This is a genomic window from Dorea sp. D27, from assembly GCF_001185345.1.
GTDB lineage: Bacteria > Bacillota > Clostridia > Lachnospirales > Lachnospiraceae > Extibacter.
In genome coordinates, this window is record NZ_KQ236744.1 from 611,015 (window position 1) to 636,425 (window position 25,411).

Consider the following 25,411-nt stretch of genomic DNA (forward strand, 5'->3'; position numbering starts at 1 on the left):
GAAAGTCACGCAGAAAATGACCCGCGAGGGGGCTGTCGAGGTAAACGCCGCCACCGGGAAAAAGAAACGTATCAGCAAGCGGATAAGGGACGCGGACTTTGCAAAGACCGAAGCACCGCAGCCGCCGGAACAGGCAGCGCAGACCATACCGGGCGGCGCAGCTCCCGCGCCCACAGCCGCCGCGCCGCCGCTTCCCCATGCGCCGGGGGCAGAACGGGAACAGGACACCGCCGCAGCCGAGCGCGTCTTGGAGCGTATCGACGGGGCGCGTACCAGAAAGGCGAGCAAAAAGGCGGCGAGGAAAGCACAGGCAGAAGCCACAGCAAAAGAAAAATCTTCCCGCTTGCAGTTTACCGACGAGGAACGGGCAACGCCGGAGCTTGAAAGGTATATCCGAAAATCGGACAAAGCAGCCGACCGTCTGGACGCGGCAAAGGCGGCTATCCCCAAAGAAAAGAAACTTGTACGGGAGCGCACCTTTGATGAAGCCACCGGGAAAGGCAAGACCCGCCTACATTTTGAGGAACAGGAAAAGCCCATAGGAAGGAATAAGCCCCACAATAACCCGCTATCCCGCCCCGCACAGGAAGCGGGTATTTTCGTCCACAACAAGATACATTCCGTTGAAAAGGACAATTCCGGCGTTGAGGGGGCGCACAAATCCGAAGAACTGGCAGAGCGCGGCGCAAAGTACGGGACGCGGAAAGTCAAGGAGGGCTACCGCAGCCACAAGCTCAAACCCTACCGGGCGGCGGCAAAGGCAGAGAAAGCGGCGTTCAAGGCGAATGTGGATTTCCAGTACCATAAATCCCTACATGACAATCCGCAGATTGCGGGCAATCCCCTTTCCCGCTTCATGCAGAAGCAGCAAATCAAGCGGCAGTATGCAAAGTCGGCAAGGAAAGGCGGCGCAAAAACGGCGCAGAAAGCCGCAGAGAACACCCGCAAGGCGGCAAAAAAGACCGCCGAGGAAACAAAAAAGGCAATCGCTTTTGTAGGGCGGCACCCGGCGGGCGTATGTATCGCCGTTGCCGCGCTGCTCTTATTCATCATGGTATCGGCGGGGCTTTCCTCTTGCGGCTCCATGTTCTCCGGCTTGATGAACGGCATACTTGGGACTTCCTACACGTCGGAGGACAGCGACCTTGTGGCGACGGAAAATAATTACGCCGCAAAGGAAAACGAGCTTCAGCAGCAGATTGACAATATCGAAAGCACCCACCCCGGCTATGACGAATACCGCTATGACCTTGACAGTATCGGGCATAACCCCCATGAGTTAGCGTCCTACCTCACCGCCCTTTTACAGACCTACACCCCGCAGAGCGCACAGGCAGAACTAAACCGCGTCTTTGCCATGCAGTACACTTTGACGCTGACGGAAGAAACGGAAATCCGCTACCGCACAGAAACAAGCACAGACCCGGAAACAGGGGAAACGACCAGCGAGGAAGTACCCTACGAGTACCATATCCTCAACGTGAAGCTGACGAACAAGCCCATTTCCGAGATTGCGGAGGAACTTCTAACGCCACAGCAGCTTGAAATGTACCGCGTCTATCTGGAAACAAGCGGAAACAAGCCGCTGATTTTCGGCGGCGGCTCCCCCGATATGGGCGCGTCCGAGGATTTAAGCGGCGTACAGCTTGTAAACGGCACACGCCCCGGCAACACCGCCGTTGTAGACCTTGCGAAGCGGCAAGTCGGCAACGTAGGCGGGCGACCCTTTTGGAGCTGGTACGGATTTAACAGCCGCGTGGAATGGTGCGCCTGTTTTGTTTCATGGTGCTACAATCAAGCCGGGAAAAGCGAGCCGCGCTTTGCCGGGTGCCAGTCACAGGGCGTACCCTGGTTCCAGTCACGCGGGCAATGGGGCGCGAGGGGCTATGAGAATATCGCCCCCGGCGACGCTATCTTTTTCGACTGGGACGGGGACGGGAGCGCAGACCATGTAGGGCTTGTTATCGGGACGGACGGGGAGCGCGTCTATACCGTCGAGGGCAATTCCGGCGACGCCTGCAAGATAAAGAGCTACCCCGTCAATTACTCCTGTATCAAGGGCTACGGCTTAATGAATTGGAACTGACAACAAAAAAATGAAAATCTGAAAGGAGAAATTTATTGATGGCTATGAACAAAATTGAACGTATCGACAAGGAGATTGCAAAGACCCGCGAGAAAATCACCGAGTACCAGAATAAATTAAGGGGGCTTGAAGCGCAGAAAACCGAAGCGGAAAACCTGCAAATCGTACAGCTTGTGCGCTCCATGCGCCTTTCCCCGCATGAGCTTTCCGCTATGCTTTCCGGGGGCGGTATTCCGGGCATGGAAGCCGCGCCGGGCTACCCCGCAGAACCCGCAGACCACGACACCGAAGAAATGGAGGACACCGAGAATGAATAAGAAAATCCTTAGAACACTGACCGCACTTTGCGCCGCCCTTATGCTTTCGGGCGGCTTTTCCGTCACCGCTTTTGCACAGACCCCGGAGGGAGAGGACGACACCAACGACAGCGGCGTTGTCTACGAGGAACCCCAAAAGGAAGAACCCCTTACCCCGGACGGGAACGCGACCCTTGTAGACGATTTCGGCGGCAACAAGCAGCTTATCACCGTAACGACCAAAAACGGCAATTACTTTTATATCCTCATTGACCGGGACGACGAAGGCGAGAACACCGTACATTTCCTTAATCAAGTGGACGAAGCCGACCTCTTAGCACTTATGGAGGACGGAAGCACCGAAGCAGCCCCGCCCGCCGTTTGCAGTTGCACCGAAAAATGCGAAGCCGGAAAGGTAAATGTGAGCTGCCCCGTCTGCAAGGACAACATGACCGCTTGCAGCGGCAAGGAAGCAGAGCCGGAAACCGAGGAACCGCCGGAGCTGCCCAAAGAGAAAGGCAATGCGGGCGGGCTTGTGCTTTTCCTTGTCGTGGCACTTCTTGGCGGCGGGGGCGCGTTCTATTATTTTAAGTTTATGAAGCCGAAGCAAAACGTCAAGGGCGGCACCGACCTTGAAGATTTCGATTTTGACGACTACGACGAGGACGAGCCGGACGAGGGGGACGGGCTTTCTGATGAAGAACAGGAGGACGAGGAAGCATGACCCTGTTTACCGACAATCCCTTTGAAAAGATGATGATACAAAGACCGGGCGGGCGGCGTGACAATGCGCCGCCCGTTCCCCATTCCCCGGCTTGCGCTTCCTGTCCGTACAAAGGGCAGCTCCCTTGTGTGGGCTACTGTCTGAAACAGGTACAGGAGAAAAAGGCAAGTGAGCCGGAACGCTGAAAATGGACTTTTAATTTTCGTTTGCAACATCTATGAGATTTTCGTAATGCAAAAGTGTTATGTTATTTTCATTTTGCAGTTGGAGCTTTCTATCACGAATATTCTCAAAATCTTTACGGAGTCCGGCTATCACAGCATAGTAGATTTGATAAGGGCAATATTTGTATAATTGTCTGGGTAACTTTGTATTGGAGAATGAGTGCTTTTCCAATTCTGCTACAATTACATTCCAATTTGCAGCAATATACATTTGCCAATCCCTAACCTGTTCAATCCCTTTATTGATTACTTCCCCGAAACGAGTACCTTTTTCTTTTGTTATCCGCCCGTTGGGAGCTTCTAATTCCACAAAGACAAATTGATAACCGTCTGAACTATTACCTATGAGCAGATAATCAGCCACATAAGCCGACCCGATTTTGAACTCTGGAAAGATATAATTATCGTCATGGTGTCCTGTTCTGTAATAATGCCGTAATAAGCCAAACAAATAATTCCATGCACGATTAGAAGCTATCCAATTTAGTATAGCTCTTTCTGTTGTATCGGAAGAAGTAATCAGTTGATAAAACTCTTTTGTCGTATCATATATAGGTGTGAACCTTGAATAATGGTTGTTGGGAAATAGCGAAGTAGCACACTCAATAAAGTAATCCATTTCTTTGTTTTTACCGCGCCTGTAATGCCCGCCACGTTTTTTATTCATTGCTTCTTCCTGTTCATCAGTAGGAGCAAAAACATCGAAAGTATGTATTGATTTCATATTGTCACCTGTTTCTTATAGTAATGCTTAAAGTATAAACCAATTTCAAACCTAAAACAACCGAAAGGAGAACAGAAAATGAAACTGATTATTGCAGAAAAGCCGAGCGTGGCGCAGACTATCGCCGCCGCGCTTGGCGTTAAGGAAAAGAAAGACGGATATATCGAGGGCGGCGGCTGCCTCATTTCATGGTGCGTCGGGCATTTGGTACAGCTTGCGGAAGCTGCCGCCTACGGGGAGCAATATAAAAAATGGAGTTTTGAGAGCTTACCCATTCTGCCGGAGGAATGGCAGTACGCCGTTGACCCGGACAAGGGGAAGCAATTCAAAACCCTAAAAGAGCTTATGCACCGCGCCGACGTTTCCGAAGTGGTAAATGCGTGTGACGCGGGGCGCGAGGGAGAATTGATTTTCCGCTTTGTCTACGAAGCGGCGGGCTGCAAGAAGCCCATGCGCCGCTTGTGGATTTCCTCAATGGAGGACGGGGCAATCAAGGCGGGCTTTGCTTCCCTCAAAGACGGGCAGGAATACGACGCGCTCTTTGCGTCTGCCCTCTGCCGCGCAAAGGCTGACTGGCTTATCGGCATTAACGCCACCCGGCTTTTCTCCTGCCTGTATGGAAAGACCTTGAACGTGGGGCGCGTCCAGACCCCGACCTTAAAAATGCTCACCGACCGGGACGCGGCTATCTCCCATTTCCAGAAAGAAAAATATTATCATGTGCGCCTTGATTTATCCGGCGCGGAAGCGGCAAGCGGGAGGATTTCCGACAAGGCAGAAGCCGACGCGCTGAAAGGGGCTTGCGAAGCGGAAACGGCGGTATGCGTTTCCCTCACCAGAGAGAAGAAAACCGCAGCCCCGCCGAAGCTCTTTGACCTTACCTCTTTGCAGCGGGAAGCGAACCGCATTTTCGGCTACACCGCGAAGCAGACCCTTGACCTTGCACAATCCCTTTATGAAAAGCGGCTCCTTACTTATCCGAGGACGGACAGCAGCTTTCTTACTGACGACATGGGCGGCACCGCAGCGGGCATTATCGCGCTGCTTTGCGAAAAACTCCCCTTTATGGCGGGCGCGGACTTCACGCCGGAGGTTGTAAAGGTATTAGACAGTAAAAAAGTATCAGACCACCACGCAATCATTCCCACTATGGAGCTTGCAAAGGCTGACCCGGACGCGCTGCCGGAAAGCGAGAAGAATATCCTTACCCTTGCGGGGGCGCGTCTGCTTTTTGCCACCGCCGAGCCGCATATTTATGAAGCGGTTACGGCGGTTTTCTCATGCGCCGGGACAGACTTCACCGCAAGGGGAAAGACCGTACTTGCGGAGGGTTGGAAAGAGCTTCAACGCAGATACCGGGCGACGCTGAAAGATAAGCCCGAAGCGGAGGACGGGGAAAATGCAGACGTGACGCTGCCGAAGCTTTCCGAGGGACAGGGCTTTCCTAACCCCGCCGCAAAAGTAACGGAGCATACCACAACGCCGCCGAAGCCCCACAGCGAAGCAAGCCTTTTGTCGGCTATGGAACGCGCCGGGAACGGGGACACCGACCCGGACGCGGAACGCCGGGGGCTTGGCACTCCCGCCACCCGCGCCGCCGTCATTGAAAAACTGGTAAAGGGCGGCTTTGCGGAGCGCAAGGGGAAGCAGCTTATCCCTACCAAAAACGGGAACAGCCTTATCTGTATTCTGCCGGATATACTCACTTCCCCACAGCTTACCGCAGAATGGGAAAACAATCTGACGCAGATAGCAAAGGGAGCCGCAGACCCCGGCGAATTTCTGTCCGGCATTGAAGCTATGGCGCGGGAGCTTGTGCAGACACACGCCGCAGCACTGGACGGGAAAAAGGATTTGTTCCGGGAGGAAAAGCCCTCTGTCGGCAAATGCCCCCGTTGCGGTTCCCCCGTCCATGAGGGGAAGAAAAACTATTATTGCAGCAACAAAGAATGTGCCTTTGTCATGTGGAAGAATGACCGCTTTTTCGAGGAACGCAAGACCGCTTTTTCCGCGAAGATTGCCGCCGCGCTCCTTAAATCCGGCAAGGCGAATGTGAAGAAGCTCTACTCCCCGAAAACAGGCAAGACCTACGACGGAACTATCGTTCTGGCTGACACTGGCGGGAAATACGTCAACTACCGTATCGAAGTGCAGAAGAACTAAAAACTTGAATAGCAAGCATAGGAAGCGGGTACCCACTTCCGTAAATCCCCGTTGCGACGCTGACGCGCCGGACGGGGATTTTGCTTGTTGGGAAGTTTCCCAAACCCTCTTTTGCGGAGGGCTTCACCCTCTAAAAATTTTCAAAAATATTTGGCAGAAATGCGGGCGTACCCGTAGTAGACCATGCAGCCAAAAAATGCAGCTTATGACGCTGCCGCAGAGAAAGGAGGTTTTTCACTATGGCAAGTTTACGGGACACCGTAAAGGACTATCAAGACGAGCTTAGGGACGGTATCGCATGGGTGGCGTTCTGGAAACAGGGGCGTTCATGGAACGCGGAATATTTTCATCTTGATATGGACGATACGCTCTACCCGGAGGACAGGAGCCGGTTAGAGGAAATAAAAAGCATTGACCCCGCCGCCGTTATCTTAAACGGCTACTATTGCGGGCATTTAGGCGAGGACATGAGCCTTGACGAGCTGACCGCCGGAGTGCGTTACCACTACGAAAACAGCATGAACGACATTGACGGTTTTATCGGAGCGCATGACGACAGGCTTCCCCCGGAGGTTATCGAGGAAGCGAGGGCAGCCGCCCATGAAGCGGGGCTTCCCTTTTCCGAAAAGCCCTACCGGGACGGGGAGGATTTTAACCCCTATGTATTTGACGGGAGCATGAGCATTGAGGATTTTGAGCTTATGCACCGCATGATTGAAAAAGAAAGGAGCGAACAAATGGCAGAACCGATTTTAAGCGGCTATCTTTCCAATCTTGGGAAGTACACCGAGGGCAGACCCGCGGGCGAATGGGTGACATTCCCCACGACTGCCGAACATCTGAAAGAAGTCTTTGACCGTATCGGGATTGACTTCAAGCACTATGAGGAATGGCATTTCACAGAATTTCAATCCACTATCCCCGGCTTGACGGAGCATTTAAGCGAGTATTCCCACCCCGACGAGCTGAACTATTTAGGGAAGCTCTTGGAAATGCAGTTTGACGACGACCGGGAGAAATTCATTGCAGCCATTGAATACGGCGACCATGCCGACAGCTTACAGGACATTATCAACCTTGCACAGAACCTTGACTGCTACTGGATTTATCCGTCCGTCCACAATGAAGAAGAATACGGGCGTTATCTGGTTGATGAACTGGAAGAACCGGAACTTCCCGAAGAAGCGAAAAAGTATTTCATGTATGAGGAATACGGGCGGGACGCTTCCATTAACGACGACGGTATGTTTACCGAAAAGGGCTATATCTACAACAACCGCAACACCTTTACAGAATGGTACGACGGGCGCGACGTGCCGGAGGAATACCGGGTAACGCCGCAGCCCCCGCAGCCGGAAAGACCCGACCCGTCAAAGGTAGAAATGGACGCAGCCGCGCCGGGGCAGAGAACGGCGCAGACCGCAGAGCAGCCACAGGAGCCGCGCCCGGTTATCCCTATCGTGCTGACGAGCGAGAAGCCCGCCGAAAAGCTCAAAGAGATTACCGACCGTCTGGAACAGGGTATTGCGGAACTCTTTGACAGCGAGCGTTACCGGGAATATCTGAAAGTCATGTCAAAATTCCATAATTACAGCTTCCGAAACACCGTCCTTATCGCCATGCAGAAGCCGGACGCTTCCCTTGTGGCGGGCTTTTCCGCTTGGAAGAACAACTTTGAACGAAACGTGATGAAAGGGCAAAAGGGAATTAAAATCATTGCTCCGTCACCCTATAAAAATCAAACAGGAAATGCAGAAAATCGACCCGCACACGCAGAAGCCCGTTATCGGCAAGGACGGGAAGCCCGTCACCGAGGAAAAGGAAGTCACCATACCCGCCTACAAGGTGGTATCCGTCTTTGACGTTTCCCAGACCGAGGGAAAGGAGCTGCCGGACATTGCGGTTGACGAGCTGACAGGCGACGTTGACCGCTACAAGGATTTTTTCGCAGCCCTTGAAAAGACTTCCCCCGTTCCTATCGCCTTTGAGAATATCGAGGGCGGCTCTCATGGCTACTACCACTTGGAGGACAAGCGCATTGCTATCAACGAGGGCATGAGCGAATTACAGACCTTAAAGACCGCTATTCACGAAATCGCCCATGCGAAGCTGCACGACATTGACCTCAACGCGCCAAAGGACGAGCAGCAGCCCCACGTTGACCGCCGCACCCGCGAAGTCGAAGCGGAAAGCGTCGCCTATACTGTCTGCCAACATTACGGGCTTGACACGTCGGACTACTCTTTCGGCTATGTCGCCGGGTGGAGCAGCGGGCGGGAGCTGTCCGAGCTGAAAAGCTCCCTTGAAACGATACGCAGCGCAGCCGCCGAGATTATCAATTCCATAGACGAGAACTTAGCGGAGCTGCAAAAGGCACAGGACAAGGAGCAGACCGCCGGACAGGAGCAGCCCACCAGAGAGGGACAGGAAGCCGCGCCGGAGAAGCCGGATCCGGAAGCAGCCGCACCGGGAAAATCCGGCGCACAGGAAAAAGCGGGCGCAGCCCCGAAAGAAGCCTTTACCCCGGAAACGATTTACAGAGTGCGCCGGAACCCTTACAGCGACAGCCGGGAAAACAGCTACCTCTTGCAAGCCTATGTGACACAGGAGAACGGGCGGGCGAAAATGGGCGACGTGCTTTATACGGGAACGCCGGAGAAATGCCGCGAGCTTATGGGGCAGCTCAAAAGCGGCGAGCTGACCGAGGGCGACGTGAAGCAGCTTTACGCAAAGGCACAGGAAACGGCGCAGACCGCCGGACAGGACAAAGACACCTTTTCCATTTACCAGATAAAGGGCGGGGACGAAACAAGGGATTTCCGCTTTGAGCCATACGACCGCCTGCAGGCGGCGGGAAATGTGGTTGACAGGGCGAACTATGAGCTTGTCTATTCCGCGCCCCTTGCGCCGGAAACTTCCCTTGAAGATATTTACACCTGTTTCAATATCGACCACCCCAAAGATTTTAAGGGACACAGCCTTTCCGTTTCCGACGTGGTAGTGCTTCATCAGGACGGACAGGACGCGGCGCATTTCGTTGACAGTGTAGGTTTTCGGGAAGTGCCGGAGTTTTTACAGGAGCAAAAGCAGCTTACCCCGGACGACTTGGAAACGGGCGAAACTGTCAAGACACCGAGGGGGACTTTCCATGTGACCGCCATGAGCCGGGAGCAGATAGAAGCCGCCGGATATGGCTTTCACCACCAGTCGGACGACGGAAAGTATCTGATTATGGGGAATGGGACGCGGGCGTTTGCCGTTGCCGCAGAACAGGCGCAGCGGGACAATCCCTTGAAAACCGCCGAGCAGACCACAGAGCAGAACGGGAACATGATTGACGGTATCATCAACAACACCCCCACCGTTGACGAACTGGAAGCAAAGGTAAAGGCGGGCGAGCAGATTTCCCTTGTTGACCTGGCTAACGCTGTCAAAGCCGACAAGGAGCGCGGCAAGGGAGCGAAGCCGGAAAAGAAACCCTCTATCCGGGCGCAGCTTAGAGCCGACAAGGAAAAGGCACAGAAGAAAAACGCAAAGCAGAAGTCACAGGACTTGGAAAGGAGCTGACCCATGCCGGAACAGAGCAAATTTGAAAACATGGATTTGTTTGCTTCCCTTGAAGCGATTATGAAGCAGAACACAGGCTTTTACCAGAGCGACTTAGACATTGACAAAGAGATTATCGCAAAGGCGGCGGCAAGCCCCCACAGGGAGGACAAAACACTTTTGTGGTTCTGCCGCCCGTCCGGGACGCACTGTTTCCGGGAGCGCGACGTTTTCCTCAAAGACACCGCGCCCCACAACACATGGCGTTTCTACATGGAGCAGACAAGCGACCGCGTTCTTGCCTATGCAATCGAGCTGACGGGAAAGGAGCGCGGGAAAATCAAGGGCAATCTGTACGAACTGGACTACTCTAAACATTATGAGCGCGTCAAGGAAAAGGAGCTGCCCGCCGATACGGTGAAGCTGATTTATGAGCATGGGGAAAGGGTACAGGAAGCCGGGAGATATTTTGACGGAACCCCAGACCCGCAGCTTGGGAAATTTGAACGCTTTGAAGCCGTACCCAACGACCCGGACGCGCTGCAATCGCTCTTACAGGAAGAACGGCGCAGCCGGGAGCAGCTTTCGCCGGGGGATTTCAAGGCGCATATTGCCGCTTTGCGGGACGGGCTGATTGAAACGGAAGCGCGGCGCATTGTGCGGGAAATGAAGCGGCATTACGAGCCGAACAGCCCGAACAAGACCCATTTCATGGCAGAGCTTTCCCCGGCGTTCATGCGGCTTGCAGCCACAAAGGACACTGACCGCCTTTTCTCCATGCTGCCCTACAAGACCCTTTCCTTTTCCAAAATCGAGGGCAGACATGGGACGTATGCGCTGATTGACAAGGGGGAGAACCGGGACAGGGAGATAAGGAAGCCCCGCCCCTCTATCCGGGCGCAGCTTAAAGCAGACAAGGCAAAGACCGCCCCGAAAAAGGCGGCGGCAAAAACAAAAAATCACGATATGGAGGTATGAGCATGATTAGACTGACTGTTGAAGAAACAAACCTTTTGAGCATTTACAACGAGGGCGGCAAGCGGGCTTTGATTGAGAATGTCAACGCCGCGCTGCCCTACATGGACGCGGATATGCGGGAGCTTGCAAAGCGCACCCTTTCCAAAGTGGACGCTTTGACCGAAGCGGAATTTGCAGAGCTTCCCATTTACGCCGCTGATGAAGTATGAACGGGGTTAAGCGGCTGACGCCGCCCCAGAGCCGGAAAGTCAACGCCCTTGTGCGCCGGACGTGCTGCAATTATGATAACGGGAACTGTATCTTACTGGACGACGGGGACGAGTGCGTATGTCCGCAGCTCATTTCCTATTCGCTTCTCTGCAAGTGGTTCCGGGTTGCGGTGCTTCCCGCCGACAGGCTGCTTTATGCGGAGCTTTACCAGACAGGGGATAAGAAGAAATGTACCGAGTGCGGCGCGTTCTTTGCGTCAACCTCTAACAGTGTCAAATACTGCCCCGTCTGCCGGAAACGTATCACCCGCAGACAAGCCGCCGAGCGCATGAGGAAAAGACGCGCCCCTGTTACGCAGTAGGCGCGGAAAATCCCTTGATTTACAGGGCTTTCCGGGCGTGAAAATCGGATAGGCGATACTTTATACCTTTACCCCCAAAAATGGCGTTCTACTGCGTAACATTCACGAAAACAGCACCCATAAAAAGACAGGGCGCGGAAGTCATATACTGGCTTCCGCGCCCTGTTCTTTTTTTGCCTATCTGACATTTCCCTTTTCCATTTCTTCAAGCGGGAACTGCGGGAGGGCTTCTATCAGCTTCTTTGTGATGGACTGGCGCATATCTTCGTTGATTTCCTGTTTCGTGCTTCCGTCCGGCTGTCTGACCGCTACCGTCGATAGCCTGTCGATTTCGTCCTTGTAGCACTCCACGACTTTCTCCACCGCCCATTTTTCCCCGGCAACGGCGGCGCGTATGGTTTCATATTCCGGCATTTTCTGGTTTTCCATGCTCAACGCTCCTCTGCTTTTTGATAGCCCTATCATAGCACAGCGGCGGGGATTTTGCTATCCTTATCCGCGCTCTGTTCCCTTTTCCCGTTCCGGCTGCCTGTCTGCCTGTAAAATGCTGTCAATGTTCTGCTTGATAATATCGTATTCCCGGACTTTCTTTTTCAGCTTCCCATAGTCGGCATAAAGGGCTTCTTTCTGCGCTTGGAGGGCTTCATATTCCGATTGCAGCGCGGCAAGGTTCGGGAGCTTTGCAATGCCCGCCGCTTTCAGCGACCTTGCGGCGGCTTCATGTAGGATAATCGCCTGTTCCTGTCCGGCGCGGTACTTCTCCCTGTTCCTTGCCTTGCGGTATGCGTCATAGACGGGCTTTGTCTTTTGGTAGGTGGAAACATTCTTGATAAGCACCGCCATGTCCGCAAGCCGCTTTTCCGCGTCCTTCAATGCGTCTGCCGCCTGTCCGCTTTCCGCTGCCATTTCTTCAATCCGGCTGACTAAATCCGCGTACTGTTCAATCTTATGTTCCGTCAAGAAATTCATGGTCTTTGCTGCCTGTTTCAGATTGTGGATTTTCGCCCACTGTTCATAGCCCTTACTCTGCGCCGCCTTGATACTGTTCTCAATGTCGATAAGCAGCGAAACGCCGCGCTGCTCTCTGGGGGCTTTCGCCGCCTTTGCCCGTCTGCCCGCTATCCGTTCCCTTATGGCTTCCTCTGTATAATCCGCGCCGAGGGTTTTAAGACGGGTGAAGCGTTCCTGTCCGGGGGCGCGGCATGACACATATTTCCCCGGCTTTATCTCATAGCCCGCCGCCTGTAACCGCTGCAACAATTCCTCAAAACTGGAAACTTGGGGGATAAGCGCGTCAACGGCAATCTTTAGCTTGCCTTTCCAACTTGTACCCGTCTTTTCTGCCTGGTACTCCGCATAGCTCTTTCCCTTGCTGCCCTTGCCGGGAACGACGACGGACAAGCCATTTTCCCGACACAGCTTGTCGCTCATGTTCCGTATGCCGTAATAGCTCCTTTTGTTGGAATTATATTTGCGGTGGTCTACGAAATTTACGGCGCAGAAAATAATGTGATTGTGGACGTGTCCTTTGTCAATGTGCGTCGTGAGTACATATTCATGCTGCCCCTTTGTTACCGCGTCGGCAAGCTGCTTTCCGATTTCATGGGCTTTCTGATAATCGACTTCCCCCGGCTCAAAGGACTGTATCAGATGAAAGGCTAAATTGTTCCCCTTTTGGAGTGCTTGGGACAAGGTATATTCAAATTCAATATCTGCCGTTTCATAGGAGCAGCCGAAAGAGGACACAAGCATTTTTCCGTCCGTCTTGTCCGGGTTTTCGATATAGTCAAGGGCTTTGCTTAGAGTGCTTTTAATAGGCTTAATCTTTGTAACCGCCATATCTCCGCAAGCACCCCCTTTATTTCCTCTATGTCCTCTTGGTATGCGTTCCCCGTCGCGTTTACGCGGCGTGCTATCTGGTTGACGTTGACACCGATTTTCTGTATCTCTGCGGTCATTGCCTTTATATCGGCATGGTCTATCTGAATGATATACCCGTCAATGGCAATCTTCCGCAGATATGCCGCCATGTTCCGGGTGGGTACGAGCTTCATTTTTTCCAGTATTAAATCCCGTTCCGCTTCCGTCACTCTGAATTTGATTTGCACCGTTCTTTTGCGTCCGTTCATGTATTCGCTCCTTTCCTTTCCGTTCCGAGGGTTTGGGACACTTCCCAACAAGCAATTTTCAACCGACGCGCCGCAGCGCGGGAGGGGAAAATACGGAAGTGGGTACCCGCTTCCTATGCTTGCTACGAATGTTTTTATCCCTTATGCCTTACTACGGAGCTATGCCCGGTTTTGCCAAACTTCCGCAAAAGAAAAACGCTGCAATCCTCAAAAAAAGATTACAACGCTCTCTAAACCTTATTCAATTCTGACGGACACTTCTTATCTGCCCTCTGTTTCGACTTCCGCTATCTCCTTTGCCGTTGCGCTCACAATCCGTATGCCTGTATCGCTCATACCGTCAAGAAGCGCGTCAAGCTGCCGCCGCTGCGTGTTCTTCTCTGGCGGCGTTTCCAAAAGAAACTGGTCTACGGATATATTGTAGCGGAGCATAAGCTCAAAGAAAATCTGTAAACTTGGGTGCTGCCCCTTGTTCTCAATGTTCGCAAGGTAGCGCGGCGAGATAAACATTTCGTCGCTCACTTTCTTGCGGCTCTCCTTGCGCCCTGTCCGCGCCGCCTTTATCGCTGCCCCAAAAGCCTTGAAATCGTATTTCGGTACTGGTCTTTTTGCCATAGTTATTCACCCTGTTACATTTTACTGTTCCCCTTTCTTCTTGGATATGTCTACACAATTCAATCAGTTAGCCAAAATAATTCATATGTATATGTTGACAATTAGCCGCTTTTTTTGTATAGTATTATTAAAAGGGGGAAATGTTTATGTTACATAGCATGCGTATTCGATAAGCATTGAAATCAAAAAAGATTTTTCCCATTTTCAATATGGGCTTTTTTGTCATGCTTATTTTGCGTATGCTATACAACAAAACTAACGATGTATAGACATAGTATAAAAACTATGCCTTAATTTTGTTGTAGTGTTATATGTATAAATGCAGGTCAATGCTCATGTTGAGAATTGACCTGTATTTTTTTGCACAAAAGGAGAAATATTATGCTTGAAAAATATTGGATAAAATGTCCAATTTGTAACGGAAAGACGAGGGTTCAAGTATTTTATAATACGGTATTAAGAAATTTTCCTCTTTTCTGCCCTAAATGTAAATTAACACATATCATTGATGTTGAAAAATTAGAAATCATAATCAAAAACTCTGAAAAACAAAAGGAAGGATATTAAATGAAACACTTACCTAAAAGTACACTTACGGAAATATTGAATGACCCATACGGATTTACTTACAAAGAAATGTCGGAAGTAATTGGAGAGGATAAAGCAAGAGCCTTATATGCGGAATTGTATAAACAGCCATTTCACAAAAAAAATCTATCAATATCAACAAAAAAAGTCTATAAAAGTAGCGATACTGAAAAGTATGTTTATGAATTGAAAGACAACAGGTATATCGAAACGGTTTTTATTAAACGGCGAGATGGTGGGACTGTTTGCGTAAGTACGCAAGTTGGTTGTTCTGTTGGCTGTATTTTTTGTGAGTCCGGACGCAATGGTTTCGTTCGTAATCTAACACCATCTGAAATTGTGCAACAGGTCATATTGATACGTCAAAAAGTAAATCGTATCGTTTTTATGGGAATGGGAGAACCTTTATTCAATTACGACAACTTGATTGCAGCAATCCATATTCTTCGAGATAGAAATGGACTTAACTTTCCAACCGACGGCATTACCGTATCAACAGTTGGTCCAGTTAATCAATTAAAAAAATTGCGCGAAGAACATCTAAAAATTCAGTTGACAATATCTTTACATGCAGCAACACAGGCTGCGAGAAACTGCATCATTCCTCATATGCACATGTACGCTATTGAAGATGTTGTTAAGCAAGCATTGTCCTATTCACAAAGGCATAATCGAAAAGTGGTATTTGCGTATTTGCTTTTACCAGGTATAAATGACCGTTCCTCAGATATAAGGCAACTTGCAAAATGGTTTAAGGGCAAAAATGTTATGATTAACGTGCTGCAATACAACCCGACGAGTAATTCAAAAATTAGAGCACCACAAAAACAAGAAATGGTTGCGTTCAAACATCAATTAGAGCAAACAGGACTTGAAGTTACCATGAGAGTTTCTCATGGTAGAGAGATTAAAGCAGCTTGTGGACAGTTAGCTAATACATATAATAAAGCCAAAAAACAACAAAAATAATTTAATTAAAAGAGCCAGACGCACAGACGCAGAGCCGATAATATGCAGTTTGAAATACTGCTGTTATCGGCTCTTTTTTGATTTAATTTGTGCCCCCAATAACCATATTGGAGCAAAATCAGAACTGTTGCTTGTCGTTCTTTGATTTCCGCAGCAGCTTTGAAAAACCAAAGCCGCCGTTTCTTTTTATCTTCTAATGAAATGACGCGGTATCACTGTTAAAAGCGGCGGCTAAAAGGAGGTAGCCGCCATGAAGCACATACCATATCGACAAAATCCGACGGTCATTGACACATCAAAAAAAGCCCGACCACCGCCGGGGAAAACTACGTCTATCAATATGAACTGTCTAATCATCTGAATACCGCTTACAATACCTATACGTCTGTCCGGGCTTTTCGGACAGGCGTATTTTGCTGCTCAAAAAATTTTTTGAAAAAAATCCGAAAATCTTCGGCGTTTTTTTCAAAAGGCAGTATTGCCCCGCGAAAAGGGGGAAGCACCACCAACTTTCCAACGAGAAAGGGGGTGAGAATGTGGAACCTAATCGCAGGGAGTTTATAAAACAGTGCGCTTTCCAGAAGTTTTGTAATACGGTACTGCACAATGAAGCGTGTGACGCTCACAAAGAGCTGCACAGGCATAAGGCAAGGGAGATTACCTTTTCCGACTTGACCTTAGAAGAAGCGCGGCAGCTTCATACCTTTGATGAATATTTCAAAGGGGAAATCGCCTTTGAAAGAGCCGGGAAGAAAATCACGCCGAAGCTGCTTCTTGAAGCAATCCGTACTTTGCCGGAAGAAAAGCGCAAAGCCGTACTCCTGTACTATTTCGAGGGAATGAACGACACCGAGATTGCGGAGCTGTTCGATACGTCGAGAAGCACGATACAGTACAGGCGGACAAGCTCTTTTGAGCTGCTAAAAAAATATCTGGAGGAAAATGCTGATGAATGGGACGAATGGTAACGAACCCGGCTACCCGGAAAAAGCCCTTGTTCCCTATCCTGTCATTTTGGCAGCGACAAAGGGCGACCCGGACGCTATGAAGATTGTCTTGCAGCATTTCAGCGGCTACATAGCCCGCCTCTCCATGCGGAAGCTGTACGACGAGCGCGGGAACGTCTATTTTGGCGTAGACCACGACATTCGGGAACGGCTGCAAGCAAAACTGATGATGGCTGTCCTCACCTTTAAGGCAGAGGAATAAACCGCAGCGGCGGGACGCTTTCTCTCTCCCCCTTTTCCGTTCCGCTGCTGACGCGGCAGCAAAGCCATTCTGAACCTTGACAAAGAAAGCGGCGCAAGATAACGGCGGCGCAGCATAGGGCAAATCGGATACGTTCCTTTTGCGCCGAGCCATACGGTGGGTGCGCCATGACGCTATCCGGGTGAGGTTATCCCCGCCCGGACAGCCGAGCGACCAACACCGCGCCGGAAAGCAAGTGTAGCGGCTTGCGGGCGACGACACGCAAAATATACAATGATACTTCCTTACAGCCACAGTCCGAGCGTTAAGAGCGTCGCAGGCAATGGGTAGGGCTGCATGAGAACCATGCCGGGGTGAAATTCCCATGAGGTTATGCTAATAACCGTCCGATTAAAGCCTTTGTTTTCTTGAATAGTGGACTTGCTGCTATTCATAGACTGTATTATATGTTTGCGAAAGAAAGGGGGATTTTCTTTGACGCAAAACCAGACGCCCGTTACCACAACGGAGCATAAAATCGGAAAAGTTACTTACCTTGTATGTTCGTCCGCAAGTGAACGCGCAACGGACACACTGGATAAAAAGATAAAGAAGCTCATTCGCAAGGACATGGAGCTGAACCCCGCAAACGCCCGGAAATAGGGCGTTTCTTCACATTTTATACATGACACAGGCAGCGGTATGTGGTATAATATAGACAGTACAAATACCATGCTTGTCTGTCGTCGGAAAGGAGGACAAAATGTTACAGACAGACAAGATTACCGCTTTATATTGCAGATTGAGCCAGGAAGATATGCAAGCCGGGGAAAGCGAAAGCATACAGAACCAAAAACTGATTTTACAAAAGTATGCTGACGAACACCACTTTTTCAACACACGCTTTTTTGTAGACGACGGATTTTCCGGCGTGAGCTTTGAGCGTGAGGGGCTTCAAGCCATGCTGCATGAGGTTGAAGCCGGGAACGTGGCGACCGTCATAACAAAAGACCTTTCCCGTCTGGGACGTAATTATCTGAAAACCGGCGAACTGATAGAGATTGTTTTCCCCGAATACGAAGTGCGCTACATTGCCATTAACGACGGTGTAGACACAGCGAGGGAAGATAACGAGTTTACCCCTCTGCGGAACTGGTTCAACGAGTTTTACGCCCGCGACACCTCAAAGAAAATCCGGGCTGTCAAACAGGCAAAGGCACAGAAAGGCGAGCGCGTCAACGGCGAAGCTCCTTACGGCTACCTTATCGACCCGGATAACCGCAATCATCTGATACCCGACCCGGAAACGGCACACGTCGTAAAACAGATTTTTGCAATGTATGTACGGGGCGACCGTATGTGTGAAATCCAGAACTGGCTGCGGGACAATGAGATATTGACCGTCGGGGAACTGCGCTACCGCAGGACAGGGAGCAAACGCCACCCCCGCCCACAGCTCAACGCATGGTACAACTGGCCGGATAAGACACTGTACGACATTCTGACAAGGAAAGAGTATTTAGGGCATACCATAACCGGGAAAACCTACAAGGTATCTTATAAGTCGAAAAAGACGAAAAAGAACCCGGAGGAAAAAAGGTATTTCTTCCCCAACACTCACGAACCTTTGATTGATGAAGAAACCTTTGAACTTGCACAGAAGCGGATTGCCACCCGGCAACGCCCGACAAAGGTTGATGAAATTGACCTGTTTTCCGGGCTGCTCTTTTGTGGGGACTGCGGCTACAAAATGTATGCAGTACGCGGAGCCGGGACGCTTGAACGGAAACACGCCTACACTTGCGGCAACTACCGCAACCGGGCAAGAAATGATATGCTCTGCACTACGCATTATATCCGCAAAAGCGTATTGAAAGAACTTGTCCTTGCAGACTTGCAGCGAGTAACGTCTTATGTGAAAGAGCATGAACAGGAGTTTATCGAAACCGCCAACGAGTGCAGCGCAAAGGCAGTACAAAAGACGCTGACACAGCAGCGGAAAGAACTTGACAAGGCGCAGAACCGTATTAACGAGCTGAACATCTTATTCCGCAAGCTCTACGAGGACAACGCTTTAGGGAAACTTTCAGATGAACAATTTGCTTTTCTGACTTCCGGCTATGATGAAGAAAAAAAGACGCTGACCCGGAGGATTGCGGAGCTGTCACAGGAAATCGACAACGCCACCGAGCGCAGCGCGGACGTAAAAAGGTTTGTCGCACTGGTACGCAGATACACAGCGATTGAAGAACTGACCTACGAAAACGTCCATGAATTTATTGACCGTATTCTTATTCACGAACTGGATAAGGAAACGAACACCCGCAAAATCGAAATCTTTTATAGCTTTGTCGGCAGAGTTGATACAGGCGACAAGCCTACTGAAAGTATCTCCTATTTCAGACAGATAGGAGCCGACGTAAAGAGTTATGCTATCTAACATACATCAAAAAGAGGTAAGATAACACCCTCTGCAAAAAAGGTATCGTTATCTTACCTCAACAAAGCTGGTCCCTGAGAAGCCATCGTCCACGAAGAACCGGGTATTCCGGAATCCATGGTCGGCGGCGTATTTACTGAGCAGGGCTTTCTGAGACGAGATTTGTCAAGGTTATTTTCTCCCGCTGAATACAAATGTCCAACTTTACTGTGAATAGCTCAGATATAATAAACACAGAGCCGCAGAATGGCCAGGGTTGCCATCACCGCCGCAATGATTAGGATGGTGTTTCGGTTTTCTCCGGCCACTCCGATGTCAATCATACTGGCCAGGGCAGTAGGCAGCAGCATGGCTGTCACAGCGGAGAGCAGCATCAGCGCCAAGAGGGCGGCCACATGCTTTCCGCTGAGTTTTACACGGGAAAAAATCGTACCCATAGTTTTCCTTTCTGCTCGTCGTACTCGCATTTTAGCTTGACAGGGCAAATAGCAAATGATAGTATAAATGAAACGATAGTATCATAGATGCTATGAATATCACAGAAGCAGGCGTTGTCAATAGTCCGAGCGAAAGTGGAACAAATGACAATCCTTGTTTCAATGATACGCAATTAAAGGAGACGTTTCTTATGCGAAGGACAACGGCTACAACAGACTATCTGAAAGAATGTATGGGTACAGCGTTGCTGGAACTAATGAAAGAAAAACCCATTGAAAAAATCAGTATTGAGGAGATGACTGCCAAGGCAGATGTAGGTCGCTCCACTTATTTCCGTTATTTCAAAAGTAAAGATGAAGTTCTGTCTTTCAAAATCACATGTCTGTGGAAGCGCTTTTCCGACGAACACGGTGCTACCAACTTCGCCACTGGTAGTTATGACGGCATCAGGCTGTTTTTTGAATTTTGCCTTTCCACTCGTCCTATTTGTGATCTGCTCTACTCAGCTGATTGCCAATATGTGATTCTAAACTTCTATTTACAAGAAGCGGCATCCATTGTCGCTAATGCCGATGCCAAAACGCACTACTTTATCCAATTTATTACATATGGATTGTTTGGGCTTATGAATGCGTGGGTATTACGAGGCTATAAAGAAACCCCACAGGAAATGGCACAAATAGTTTGCGATTGGGAAGCATCTTCGGAGGAGAAATAACATAGAGGGGGGTAAACATATGGGAAAAATCATTCGACGCATTCTAACAATTATTCCAGCGGTGGCTTTACAATCGCTCTGGCTTTTGCTGTTGATGAAATGGCTGACCCCTTACGCACCGATTATTGTGTCACTGCTTTCCGTTGCAGCGTTTTTCTTGGTGGTATTTATTATTATAAAGAGAGATGAAACCGCTTATAAATTGCTTTGGCTGCTGGTTATTCTGTCACTACCTTTGGTAGGAGCGTTACTATATCTGCTCTTTGGAAATAAACGGACGGCCCGCCCTCTAAAAAGGCGCTTGCAGCAAGTTCAAAAGAGTTGCAATCCGCAGCCTCTTCCAATAAAAGAAGCGCCCTTTGACGGCGAAAAACGCATGGGGCAAACAGTGCGGTGGCTGGAAGAAAAAACGCAATATCCGATGTGTGCAGTTGAGCAGGTTCGTTACTATCCGTTGGGCGATAATATGTTCCCTGATATGCTTGCCGATTTGAAAAATGCAAGAAACTCGATTTACGTAGAATACTTCATTATTGAGCCGGGGCATATGTGGGACGCAATCGTGAACGAACTGGAAGTAAAAATGGAGCAGGGCGTTGATGTACGTGTGATATACGATGATCTTGGCAGTATTTCTTCGTTCAATTTCAGTAATGTCCGTGAACTGAAAAAGAAAGGCATTCCATGTATTCCTTTTAATCCTTTCCTTGCCTTAAAAGGAACTGCAAACTATCGCGATCATCGCAAAATGCTGATTATTGACAACGAAGTTGCTTATAGCGGAGGTATCAACTTATCAGATCGGTATATCAATTTGGAACATCCCTATGGACACTGGAAGGACACAGGCTTTCGGATTACTGGTGAGCCAGTAAAAAATTTTACCCATATGTTCTTGACCTTTTGGAACGCATTTTCGCTGGAAAAAGAAGCAGGACAGCTTGCAATGCCCACATATCCCAAAAGGTATCCTGCGCCGCCGCACACATTTGATGGTTATGTGCTTAGTTACTACGATTCGCCCCTTAACCATGAAGCTACCAGTAATCAGCTCTTTATTGACTTGCTTTCTCAAAGCACGGATTACGCATGGTTTTTTACACCGTATCTTATGCTTGGCGATGACTTGATGGATGCAATGATTTCCGCTGCTCAACGTGGTGTAGACGTGCGGATCATTATGCCCGGCATCCCTGATAAGAAGCTGATTTTCCGTATGTCTCGGAGCTTTTATCAGGTGTTGCTGACTGGCGGCATCAAGATTTATGAGTATACTCCCGGCTTCGTTCATGCAAAGAGCTTTGTATCAGACGACAAAGTTGCGACGATAGGAACTGTCAATCTGGACTACCGCAGTCTCTTTCTCCACTTTGAAAACAATTCGTTCTTTTATCGTTCCAGTATTATTGCAGCAATAAAGGACGATTTCATCGCTACACAGGCAAAATGTAAAGAGGTAAAGCCCTATGATATGAAACATTATTCGCGCCGCTGGGTCGTAGATGGTGTCCTTCGTATTTTCGCACCGCTATGTTGAGGTTTTTATGAAGCATTTTCTTATGTGTCTGCTATATATCGCGGCGTTAGGGGTTCTCTCCTTTGTAGTGGGGCGCTTGATCCCGAAGCATTGGTTTCACGCCGATCGTTTTCCTTGGGTCTGCCACCCGGCAGAGCAAAAACTATGGAAGCGGCTTCATGTTCGGAAATGGCAGGCAAAGATCCCCGATATGAGCCGCATATTCGTTAAAATCATGCCGGAAAAGAAACTGACAAAGGAAAACTATGAGAACTTGCCGCGCATGATAGAAGAAACTTGCGTGGCAGAGTGGACACATATTCTGTTGTCTATCGCCGGTCTTGGACTGCTGAAAATATGGTCCGGTGTTGGCGGGGTATGTATAACGATTATCTACATTGTGCTGGGTAATTTGCCGTTTATTGTTGTCCAGCGCTATAATCGCCCACGCCTGCAAAAGCTGTTTGCTATGCAGCAAAGGAAAAAATAGGAGATTCAAATGCAAACACTAATTCTAAGCTGCAACACTGGCGCAGGGCATAACTCCTGTGCGCAAGCAGTTCAGGAAGCCTACCACTCTCGCGGAGAAATCTGCAATATTACAGATTCTTTGCAGTTTATTTCAGAAAAAGCATCCACGTTTATTTCTAATTGGCATACCCGAATTTACCGCCATGCTCCAAGGCTTTTTGATGCTGGGTATCAGCGTGCGGAATCTCACGAAGATATTTTTTGTGAGGGAACGCCGATCTATAAGCTACTTTCCTCCGGCGCAGAGCGGATGTATCAATACATCCGCTCTGCAGGCTACGATAATATTATCTGTACTCATGTATTCCCAGCCTTGGCGTTGACAGAAATGCGCCGACAGCACCCATGCTTACAGCTTGTAACGAGCCACATTTCTACAGACTATACCTGCGCTCCCTGCACAGCGGATTCTGCGCTGGACTGGTATTTCATTCCGTCCACTTCGCTGTTAGGTGAGTTTGAACAATGTGGACTTCAACCTCAAAAGCTGATCGCCAGTGGAATCCCTGTGCGGCAGCAATTCTACCAGCGTGTGTCACAAGAAGCAGGAAAAGCCAACGCCGGAATCTCTCCTGCTCATCAACATATTTTAATGATGTGCGGTAGCATGGGCTGCGGTCCAATGGAGGAGATTATATCGTATCTCTGCCCTTACCTCACAACAGAACAAGAACTTAGTGTTGTATGCGGCACAAATGATGATTTACGCAAAAAACTCCAAAAAAGGACAGAAAAGTATTCTCAAGTTCATGTTCTGGGAACCGTCAATAATGTGCCGCAGCTCATGCAAGCCTCAGACCTATTCCTGACAAAGCCCGGAGGTCTAAGTACATCTGAGGCAATGGCGGCAGAGTTACCAATGGTGCTTATCGATGCAGTGGCTGGCTGCGAGACACATAATCTGAATTTTTTTCTGCGTAATGGAATGGCCGTCACAGCCAATACGCCAAAAGCAATCGCAGACACCACAATAAAAACGCTAAATGCCCCAGTGCTTCTTTCTAAAATGCGCGCGGCAATGCGGTCGCAGACGGAATGTACGGCAGCCGATAAAATCTATGAATGGATATACAGTCATGCAAAGTAATCATATAAAGCCGGAAGTTAATTACCGTGAGTTCCGCATCCATAAACTTAATACACCTGAATTTTCTCACGTCAGGCTATTGCTTTACTGGCCAATTTTCGGCTTGCTGTTTTTGTTTCTTGAGCGGTTGCAACCGCAACGAAATTACTATCCCGTCTATTGTGGACTCGATGATATAATACCATTTTGTGAATGGGCGTTGATTCCGTATCTATTTTGGTTTGTCTTTCTAATCGGTACGTTGGTTTATACTTTTTTCGTCGATGTACCTGCATTTCGGCGTATGATGTATTTTGTGATAGTCACCTATACGATCACGGTTTTGATTTACCTGTTCTTTCCAACCTGCCAAAATTTGCGGCCAGAAGCATTTGTACGCAATAATCTACTTACACGCTTTATTGAATTATTCTATAGTTTCGATACCAATACAAATGTTTGCCCCTCACTTCATGTAATAGGCTCTGTTGCCGCGATGTTTGGGTTATGGGATTGCAAGGCGCTCCAAAGCGTCGGATGGAAAATCGCTGCTACATCAATCGCCGTGTGTATCAGTCTCTCCACCGTTTTTATGAAACAGCATTCTATCATGGATGTTCTCGCTGCATTGCCAGTCTGTTTCTTTGGTTGGTGGATTGCCTATAAGATACTCCCCAATAATAAAACAAACCGATTTCTTACGAGGATGTAATCATGGATAAATCCTACAAAAAGCCGCTTCTACTAATCACGTTTGGGGTGATCTTATTTGCGGCATTCAACAATCTAAACTATGTTGCCAACTTTCTAAAATCGTGTATTGGCTTGCTCGCTCCGATTTTATCAGGCCTTTTGCTGGCCTTTGTTCTGAGTATACCCGTGCGCGGACTGGCAAAGAGGCTTCGACGAAAGCTGACTAAAGCTACAGATCGGCAAATAGACATGATAAGCCTGTTACTGACGCTGATATGTGTTATTGCGATTATTGCTCTTCTGTGTGTAATTGCGATTCCACAGCTCACTGCATCTGTAAAAAGCATTGCTGCTCTTGTTCAAGAAAAATGGCCTGACTGGGTCGGCTTATTGCAAAGATACGGCATTGACACAGAGAAACTGTCGGCACATTTTGCTGCGCTCGATTGGAAATCTATTCTGCAAAGCATTTCGAGCGAAATGAACACAGTGATTTCCTCAGTTGCCAATGTTGCTGGCTCTACGGTATCTGCGATTGCTGATGTTGCAATTTCACTTGTGATCACATTCTATGTGCTAATTGGATGGCGTGAATTGAGCAGTCAAAGCAAACGGGCACTGTATGCCTACTGTAAGGAATCCGTTGCAGATAGAATTTGCCATATTTCGAAACTTGCACATGACACCTATGCGAAGTTTCTTTCTGGTCAGTGTGTCGAGGTTATGATTCTTGGAACATTGATCTTTCTTTCGTTTTCTGTTGCAGGGATTCCATATGCGGGGCTAACAGCCGTTTTAACTGCCGCCTTTGCATTCGTTCCTTATATTGGAGGATTTCTCTCCTGCGCTTTCGGCATTTTATTTACTTTATTGGCGGCTCCGAACAAGGCGCTCCTATGCTTTATCGTCTATCAGGCAACTCAGTTTGTTGAAAATCAGTTCATCTATCCTCACGTCGTGGGAAACAGTGTAGGGCTATCCCCGTTCTGGACGTTGTTGGCGGTTTTGCTGGGCGGTAAACTGTTCGGTGTCCTTGGCATGATTTTCTTTATTCCGTTAATGGCTCTTGTATCTCAGCTTCTACACGAATCAATCGAACGGCGGCTGCATACCCGCAAACCGGAGCTGTCCAATGTACAAAGCAACTCAGACGAGAATACAGACATATCTCAATGATGTAGCAGGCGTTCGAATAGTTTGTGCGTTTA

At 49.1% G+C, this 25,411-nt stretch carries 26 protein-coding genes and 2 pseudogenes; 21 read left to right on the forward strand and 7 right to left on the reverse strand.

Going from position 1 to position 25,411, the window contains the following annotated elements; genetic code table 11:
* Nucleotides 1–16: 16 nt before the first annotated feature.
* From HMPREF0980_RS09375 to HMPREF0980_RS09390, 4 genes are read left to right on the forward strand one after another with little or no spacing between them, the layout of a single operon-like run.
* Nucleotides 17–2,086, forward strand: coding sequence for a C40 family peptidase (locus HMPREF0980_RS09375; RefSeq protein ID WP_007037045.1), 2,070 nt, complete (start codon nucleotides 17–19; stop codon nucleotides 2,084–2,086).
* A 38-nt stretch (nucleotides 2,087–2,124) separates the two neighbouring features.
* The gene (locus tag HMPREF0980_RS09380) at nucleotides 2,125–2,403 is read left to right on the forward strand and encodes a DUF4315 family protein (protein WP_004607957.1); all 279 of its coding nucleotides are present in this window, start codon (nucleotides 2,125–2,127) and stop codon (nucleotides 2,401–2,403) included.
* Nucleotides 2,396–3,106 carry a DUF4366 domain-containing protein gene (locus HMPREF0980_RS09385; RefSeq protein WP_004607958.1) on the forward strand — a complete coding sequence of 237 codons (711 nt, stop codon included), beginning with the start codon at nucleotides 2,396–2,398 and terminating at the stop codon, nucleotides 3,104–3,106. The genes HMPREF0980_RS09380 and HMPREF0980_RS09385 overlap by 8 nt, the downstream gene beginning before the upstream one ends.
* A complete protein-coding gene (locus HMPREF0980_RS09390) occupies nucleotides 3,103–3,291 on the forward strand; it encodes a hypothetical protein (RefSeq protein ID WP_004607959.1) in 189 nt (62 codons plus the stop codon). The genes HMPREF0980_RS09385 and HMPREF0980_RS09390 overlap by 4 nt, the downstream gene beginning before the upstream one ends.
* 10 nt (nucleotides 3,292–3,301) lie before the next feature.
* Here the strand turns inward: HMPREF0980_RS09390 and HMPREF0980_RS09395 are convergent, their stop codons facing one another.
* On the reverse strand, nucleotides 3,302–4,054 hold the full coding sequence (locus HMPREF0980_RS09395) for a Shedu anti-phage system protein SduA domain-containing protein (RefSeq protein WP_004607960.1): 753 nt from the start codon (nucleotides 4,052–4,054) through the stop codon (nucleotides 3,302–3,304).
* Between the two features lie 78 nt (nucleotides 4,055–4,132).
* On the opposite strand from HMPREF0980_RS09395, the gene HMPREF0980_RS09400 reads away from it, so the two are divergent.
* From HMPREF0980_RS09400 to HMPREF0980_RS09420, 5 genes and pseudogenes are all read left to right on the forward strand, one after another.
* A complete protein-coding gene (locus tag HMPREF0980_RS09400) occupies nucleotides 4,133–6,217 on the forward strand; it encodes a DNA topoisomerase 3 (RefSeq protein ID WP_007037046.1) in 2,085 nt (694 codons plus the stop codon).
* A gap of 239 nt (nucleotides 6,218–6,456) precedes the next feature.
* Nucleotides 6,457–9,784, forward strand: a pseudogene (locus tag HMPREF0980_RS09405) (antirestriction protein ArdA).
* A gap of 3 nt (nucleotides 9,785–9,787) precedes the next feature.
* Nucleotides 9,788–10,741 (forward strand): hypothetical protein, encoded by a 954-nt coding sequence (locus HMPREF0980_RS09410; RefSeq protein ID WP_002585090.1) that lies wholly within the window; start codon nucleotides 9,788–9,790, stop codon nucleotides 10,739–10,741.
* A complete protein-coding gene (locus tag HMPREF0980_RS09415) occupies nucleotides 10,738–10,950 on the forward strand; it encodes a transposon-transfer assisting family protein (protein WP_004607965.1) in 213 nt (70 codons plus the stop codon). Before HMPREF0980_RS09410 ends, HMPREF0980_RS09415 begins: the two co-directional genes overlap by 4 nt.
* Nucleotides 10,947–11,312, forward strand: a complete 366-nt coding sequence (locus HMPREF0980_RS09420; protein ID WP_002585089.1) for a cysteine-rich VLP domain-containing protein — start codon at nucleotides 10,947–10,949, stop codon at nucleotides 11,310–11,312. Before HMPREF0980_RS09415 ends, HMPREF0980_RS09420 begins: the two co-directional genes overlap by 4 nt.
* A gap of 177 nt (nucleotides 11,313–11,489) precedes the next feature.
* Here the strand turns inward: HMPREF0980_RS09420 and HMPREF0980_RS09425 are convergent, their stop codons facing one another.
* From HMPREF0980_RS09425 to HMPREF0980_RS09440, 4 genes are all read right to left on the reverse strand, one after another.
* Nucleotides 11,490–11,741 (reverse strand): helix-turn-helix domain-containing protein, encoded by a 252-nt coding sequence (locus tag HMPREF0980_RS09425; RefSeq protein WP_002585088.1) that lies wholly within the window; start codon nucleotides 11,739–11,741, stop codon nucleotides 11,490–11,492.
* Between the two features lie 63 nt (nucleotides 11,742–11,804).
* Nucleotides 11,805–13,151, reverse strand: a complete 1,347-nt coding sequence (locus tag HMPREF0980_RS09430) for a relaxase/mobilization nuclease domain-containing protein (protein ID WP_002585087.1) — start codon at nucleotides 13,149–13,151, stop codon at nucleotides 11,805–11,807.
* Nucleotides 13,112–13,441 (reverse strand): plasmid mobilization protein, encoded by a 330-nt coding sequence (locus HMPREF0980_RS09435; protein WP_002585086.1) that lies wholly within the window; start codon nucleotides 13,439–13,441, stop codon nucleotides 13,112–13,114. Before HMPREF0980_RS09435 ends, HMPREF0980_RS09430 begins: the two co-directional genes overlap by 40 nt.
* A gap of 261 nt (nucleotides 13,442–13,702) precedes the next feature.
* Entirely contained in the window at nucleotides 13,703–14,056 is a 354-nt protein-coding gene (locus tag HMPREF0980_RS09440) for a helix-turn-helix transcriptional regulator (RefSeq protein WP_004607969.1), read from the reverse strand.
* Nucleotides 14,057–14,437: 381 nt separating this feature from the next.
* On the opposite strand from HMPREF0980_RS09440, the gene HMPREF0980_RS09445 reads away from it, so the two are divergent.
* From HMPREF0980_RS09445 to HMPREF0980_RS09470, 6 genes are all read left to right on the forward strand, one after another.
* Nucleotides 14,438–14,623: a cysteine-rich KTR domain-containing protein gene (locus HMPREF0980_RS09445; protein WP_004607970.1), complete on the forward strand. Its 186-nt coding sequence runs from the start codon at nucleotides 14,438–14,440 to the stop codon at nucleotides 14,621–14,623.
* Nucleotides 14,624–15,613 (forward strand): 23S rRNA (adenine(2503)-C(2))-methyltransferase RlmN, encoded by a 990-nt coding sequence (gene rlmN / locus HMPREF0980_RS09450; protein ID WP_004607971.1) that lies wholly within the window; start codon nucleotides 14,624–14,626, stop codon nucleotides 15,611–15,613.
* Between the two features lie 536 nt (nucleotides 15,614–16,149).
* Nucleotides 16,150–16,581, forward strand: coding sequence for an RNA polymerase sigma factor (locus tag HMPREF0980_RS09455; protein ID WP_009255547.1), 432 nt, complete (start codon nucleotides 16,150–16,152; stop codon nucleotides 16,579–16,581).
* Nucleotides 16,562–16,822, forward strand: coding sequence for a helix-turn-helix domain-containing protein (locus HMPREF0980_RS09460; RefSeq protein WP_002590583.1), 261 nt, complete (start codon nucleotides 16,562–16,564; stop codon nucleotides 16,820–16,822). Before HMPREF0980_RS09455 ends, HMPREF0980_RS09460 begins: the two co-directional genes overlap by 20 nt.
* Nucleotides 16,823–17,236: 414 nt before the next feature.
* Nucleotides 17,237–17,464 (forward strand): transposon-encoded TnpW family protein, encoded by a 228-nt coding sequence (locus HMPREF0980_RS09465; RefSeq protein WP_004607973.1) that lies wholly within the window; start codon nucleotides 17,237–17,239, stop codon nucleotides 17,462–17,464.
* A 100-nt stretch (nucleotides 17,465–17,564) separates the two neighbouring features.
* Nucleotides 17,565–19,241 (forward strand): recombinase family protein, encoded by a 1,677-nt coding sequence (locus HMPREF0980_RS09470; protein WP_002569190.1) that lies wholly within the window; start codon nucleotides 17,565–17,567, stop codon nucleotides 19,239–19,241.
* Between the two features lie 63 nt (nucleotides 19,242–19,304).
* Here the strand turns inward: HMPREF0980_RS09470 and HMPREF0980_RS20030 are convergent.
* Nucleotides 19,305–19,403 (reverse strand): annotated as a pseudogene (locus HMPREF0980_RS20030) (recombinase family protein); the annotation flags it as partial.
* Between the two features lie 56 nt (nucleotides 19,404–19,459).
* Nucleotides 19,460–19,678, reverse strand: coding sequence for a hypothetical protein (locus HMPREF0980_RS09475; protein WP_008978047.1), 219 nt, complete (start codon nucleotides 19,676–19,678; stop codon nucleotides 19,460–19,462).
* A gap of 191 nt (nucleotides 19,679–19,869) precedes the next feature.
* Between HMPREF0980_RS09475 and HMPREF0980_RS09480 the strand changes: the two genes are divergently transcribed.
* The 6 genes from HMPREF0980_RS09480 to HMPREF0980_RS09505 are packed head-to-tail and all read left to right on the forward strand — an operon-like array spanning nucleotide 19,870 to nucleotide 25,379.
* The gene (locus HMPREF0980_RS09480; protein ID WP_008978048.1) at nucleotides 19,870–20,397 is read left to right on the forward strand and encodes a TetR/AcrR family transcriptional regulator; all 528 of its coding nucleotides are present in this window, start codon (nucleotides 19,870–19,872) and stop codon (nucleotides 20,395–20,397) included.
* Between the two features lie 19 nt (nucleotides 20,398–20,416).
* Complete coding sequence (gene cls, locus HMPREF0980_RS09485) at nucleotides 20,417–21,934, forward strand: cardiolipin synthase (RefSeq protein ID WP_008978049.1); 1,518 nt, start codon at nucleotides 20,417–20,419, stop codon at nucleotides 21,932–21,934.
* Nucleotides 21,935–21,941: 7 nt separating this feature from the next.
* Entirely contained in the window at nucleotides 21,942–22,403 is a 462-nt protein-coding gene (locus HMPREF0980_RS09490) for a glycosyl-4,4'-diaponeurosporenoate acyltransferase CrtO family protein (protein WP_009295644.1), read from the forward strand.
* A 9-nt stretch (nucleotides 22,404–22,412) separates the two neighbouring features.
* Nucleotides 22,413–23,531, forward strand: coding sequence for an MGDG synthase family glycosyltransferase (locus tag HMPREF0980_RS09495; protein ID WP_008978051.1), 1,119 nt, complete (start codon nucleotides 22,413–22,415; stop codon nucleotides 23,529–23,531).
* Entirely contained in the window at nucleotides 23,503–24,222 is a 720-nt protein-coding gene (locus HMPREF0980_RS09500) for a phosphatase PAP2 family protein (protein ID WP_242847373.1), read from the forward strand. Before HMPREF0980_RS09495 ends, HMPREF0980_RS09500 begins: the two co-directional genes overlap by 29 nt.
* A 2-nt stretch (nucleotides 24,223–24,224) precedes the next feature.
* Nucleotides 24,225–25,379 carry an AI-2E family transporter gene (locus HMPREF0980_RS09505; protein WP_008978053.1) on the forward strand — a complete coding sequence of 385 codons (1,155 nt, stop codon included), beginning with the start codon at nucleotides 24,225–24,227 and terminating at the stop codon, nucleotides 25,377–25,379.
* Nucleotides 25,380–25,411 lie beyond the last annotated feature (32 nt).